The organism is Nitrospirota bacterium, from assembly GCA_016214385.1.
Classification (GTDB): Bacteria; Nitrospirota; Thermodesulfovibrionia; order UBA6902; family JACROP01; genus JACROP01.
Genome location: JACROP010000117.1, coordinates 1 through 4031 on the forward strand (window position 1 = coordinate 1; position 4031 = coordinate 4031).

Genomic DNA, 4031 nt, shown 5'->3' on the forward strand with positions numbered 1-4031 from the left:
AAGATTATGAGATTTCTGACGAGGATCTGCGGGCCGCGCTCAGGGAGATAAAGACCTATGTGGATAAATGACTACTTATCAAAAATGAAAGGTGGTGCAAAGGGCCCGCCTGGAGTTGGATTAACAGAGGTAATATGGTCATGGCTTGGCTCTGTGATAGGCATTGGCATTTGTAGCTATCTATCATCAAGATACTTTGAACCGAGGGATTTAATTTTAATAATAGGTTCTTTTGGAGCATCGGCAGTCCTTGTTTATGGTGCTATCAAAAGTCCCCTTGCTCAACCGAGAAACCTGATTGGCGGCCACATAATATCAGGGCTTGTTGGAGTGGCATGTTATCAATTATTTGGAGAGACTATCTGGATAGCTGCTGCCTTTGGCGTATCCCTTGCCATTGTAGCAATGCTTCTGACAAAGACGCTTCATCCACCAGGAGGCGCAACCGCCTTAATTGCTGTTATCGGTGGCAAGAAGATACACGACCTCGGCTTTCTCTATGCCTTTATACCTGCTGGCCTGGGCGCTGTTATTCTTCTGATCGTTGCCCTTCTAATAAACAATCTCTCAAAAAATAGAAGGTATCCCGAATATTGGTTTTAACCCTTTTATCCTGAGTCAATCAAACTTATTGATGACCATTCCTGTAAGGAGTTTTGGGTAAAAGTAGGTGGACTTTGGTGGCATTCGCTCCCCTGCAAGGGCAACAGCTTTGACATCTTTTATCTCTGTAGGATTAAGGAAAAAGACAGCGCCATAGTCACCTTGTTTTACTTTTTTCACTGCTAACTCAGGATTCATCTCATAATCAACAGTCGCTATTTTAAAAAGATCTTCGAGGATAAGGTTATGAAGAATCACTACATCAAGGGTTCTGAGGGCCTGCGGTGCATCTATCTGCGAGTATGAGCCTTTGAAATTCAGCACGTAGTATACGTTTTCCCCCCTGAGGTACATGCCCAGAGAATGCCCTCTCCTGTGCATACTTTTAAAGAACTCGGCCCTGACGCTCTCTTCGCTTGACGAATTAAAAGGAAAGGCCATTATATCGAAATAGGGTTTTAGCAGGCCTTCAACATTTTGAGGCATATTCGTCACCAACCTGTGGGTTGGAAGAAGGGTGAGTCCATTATCCTCGATATTTGCAAGAAACATCATCACATAATTAAAAGGCTCAAGACCGGTTTTTAAAAAGCCTTTCTCTTTCATCTCATTTCTGAAGTCAAGGGCAGTTTCATACCGATGATGTCCGTCAGCTATAAAAACTGCCTTGTCAGAGAGTTCTTTTTTAATTTCATCTATGTGGTTTTTGTCCTTTATAGCCCACAATCTATGTATAAAGCCGCCCTCATCAGCACTTTCAATAAAGGCATTATCTCGGTTGCGAGTCGTACCGACTTTTGCGACCTGAACAAGAATTGATGAGGCATGCCTCTCAGGGCTGCTATAAAGAGCAAATATGGGGCTGATATTTGCCTTGCAAAATCGCAAGAGGTTGAGCCTGTCTGTCTTTGGCTTTGAGTGTGTCATTTCATGTGGATGGATACTGCCGCCTTCAAGCTCCTCAAGCTTGACTGCACCTATAAAACCTCTCAGTTGTTTCCTAATACCCTCAATGGTATATGTTGCCTCATAGCAGTAAAAAGCAGGCTCGGCATCTCTTATCAAAATACCTTCTTTAAGCCATTTGTTCAGGGTATCCCTGGCCCTTGTGTAGCGATTTTCCTTTTCATTGTCTGCTGGCAGGTCTTTTCCAAAGTCAATGCGCACAATATTATAAGGGCTCCTGCCATAAAGAGTCTCTTTAAATTCAGGCGTGATTATGTCATAGGGCGGGGCTGTAACAGCACTGCCAGTCACCCGTGCTGGATTATAAAGGACACCCTTGAAAGGAATTACTTCTGCCATTTAGTTCCTCACCTCTGAAAATGTATCTTACTATCAGTGATTTTGTAGAGCGAAATGCTTTTTTAATCTCAATAAAACATCCTTCGCCAAGATTATTCTCAAAAACGATCAGATTGTCACCCTGGCTGGTAGCCGATGGCACGATGAGCCCCTGGAGTCCAGCCTGTCTTGCTGCCAGGCTAATAGCCTGGGTGGTCGAATAATCAGGCGAAATAAGGTTCTCTCTTGACAGTCCAAGTTTTTTAAGGTTAGAGGCCTGCGTAAGGTCCAGCACCTTATAAAGCCTGATATTAATCTCACCTACAACCAACTTTTCTTCCCACATGTTCCGTGGGGCATGGCGTTCGATCTCTTTTATTGCAATCTCCTCTTTAAGTGAACTGTAGAGAACTCCAGTTTCTCCTACTAAGTGATAACGGCCAGGGTAATATCGGTTGCCTTCAGTAGAAAGAATCTTACCTCGAAGGCTTTGAAAAACAACCCTGTAAACAGATTTTTCAAAGGGAAGAGGCGTAAGAGAGGATAACGCCGCGAGATTGAGCCGCGCTGCCATGCGCTAAGAGTAAATTCCCCATTTCAGCATTCCAAGCACATTCCTAACCTGATCCACTTCACCACGCCTCAATAAATCCACCGGACGCTCCTCCCCTAATGTCTTGTTAGGGGAGTGAAACCAGGTTTTCCACAAATCCTTTTTAAGCAGGCTCGCTGCCAACTGATACATTGCTTCAAGCTTATCTAAGGAGCGCAGTGCCGCCTCATTTGGCTCGGCGATTGCATCTTGCCATCGTTGTATGGTTTTGGGGTTGACGAGCAGACACAACGCCAATGTTTTTAAGTCCAGCCCCAAAGCCTCAAAGTGCTTTATTACTACCCGGGGTTTAACCCTTCCTGGCGCCGTTATATTTCGATACTTTTCTCCAGGACTCAGGCGTCTTCTCTTTCTTACCGTTTCTTTTATCTCCATCATGGCTACCTCCGCAAACATTATACTTACTATCGACCCTGCTAATACAGCATAGTATAGCCCGTGTTTCAGACATCTGTCAAGACAAATGTCTATTATGTGAACTATCCCGTGGTAGATAATTCATGAGGAAAAAACCGGGCATAGCTCCCGAAAGGCGCCGGCACAACTTCGCAAGTAGCGTTCGTTTCTCATTGGCGAAACAACCGGGCCACAGTCGAGAAATCCGGAAAAAGATCGGTTGTTTCCCGAAGGGCCAGAGTGCCAATGTTGTGTTATCTGTTGTTGCAGGCACCTCAGAACCAAGAGAGATAGACATTATAGTATTCATAGGGGCATTCAGCTTCTCCTTTAATTCCAATAAGTTAACCCTCGATGCCTGTGAATTCATTTTCAAATTCACACCTTTTTCTGGTTATGCCACTTTTCAAAACGATCAATTATTCCATCTGGTATAGCTTTAGAGCAAATCACTGGCAACCCCAAGACTTCCTTCAGCGTTTGAACAAGTTTCGCTTGACTCAGCTCATAAATCTGGGTTTCAAAAATTAACGCAAACCCTCCCTGCTCATAAATCATTCTGTTATAAGTCTTTGGTGAATATCTCATTATGAACAACGGCTTTATTCCAAAAAAGGCACACATTTCAAGCTTTACTTCCAGTTCTTCCTTATCTATATAGCCCAAGGTATTCTTTATTTCGCAACCATACGTGATGCCGTCCTTCTCGAATACGAAATCCAAGTCATGCCCTGTTTTTTCCCACCTTCTTCCCTCATACTCCTTAACCTTGGTCGCTTTGTGCATGAATCCGCGCATCGCGAGAGCCTTGAAGAATAAATCCTCTGCCCTATGCCCACAACTCCGAGTGATGTGATCCTGTGAATATTCTTCTATTATTTTTTCCATTCTATTTATAGTTCGCCGAGCATATCTATTCGCCCGATGAATAAAAAAACGTGTGGATGTCCCTTTCTCTTTCGGTATTCTCAAGTCTTTCAAATAGCCAAGCTTTAAAAGCCCAATTATTGCATTGTTTGTTATCCAATGATAATACTTCTTCTCTAACTTGACCTGTAACTGACGAATATAGAAAACGATCTCCCTGTCGTTCTCGTAAAGCGCCCGTATCTCTTTCTGAGCCTGTAAGAAATAA

The 4031-nt window shown here is 43.5% G+C and carries 5 protein-coding genes; 1 reads left to right on the forward strand and 4 read right to left on the reverse strand.

What is annotated here, in order from left to right:
* Positions 1-57 precede the first annotated feature (57 nt).
* Entirely contained in the window at positions 58-603 is a 546-nt protein-coding gene (locus tag HZC12_07370; GenBank protein ID MBI5026529.1) for an HPP family protein, read from the forward strand.
* A 15-nt stretch (positions 604-618) separates the two neighbouring features.
* Here the strand turns inward: HZC12_07370 and HZC12_07375 are convergent, their stop codons facing one another.
* The 4 genes from HZC12_07375 to HZC12_07390 form a co-directional block, all read right to left on the reverse strand.
* Positions 619-1908: a DUF1015 domain-containing protein gene (locus HZC12_07375; GenBank protein ID MBI5026530.1), complete on the reverse strand. Its 1290-nt coding sequence runs from the start codon at positions 1906-1908 to the stop codon at positions 619-621.
* Complete coding sequence (locus HZC12_07380) at positions 1871-2461, reverse strand: RES family NAD+ phosphorylase (GenBank protein ID MBI5026531.1); 591 nt, start codon at positions 2459-2461, stop codon at positions 1871-1873. The genes HZC12_07375 and HZC12_07380 overlap by 38 nt, the downstream gene beginning before the upstream one ends.
* A 3-nt stretch (positions 2462-2464) precedes the next feature.
* Entirely contained in the window at positions 2465-2878 is a 414-nt protein-coding gene (locus HZC12_07385; protein ID MBI5026532.1) for a DUF2384 domain-containing protein, read from the reverse strand.
* 396 nt (positions 2879-3274) lie between these two features.
* On the reverse strand, positions 3275-4031 hold a 757-nt coding region (locus tag HZC12_07390), incomplete at its 5' end, for a hypothetical protein (protein MBI5026533.1).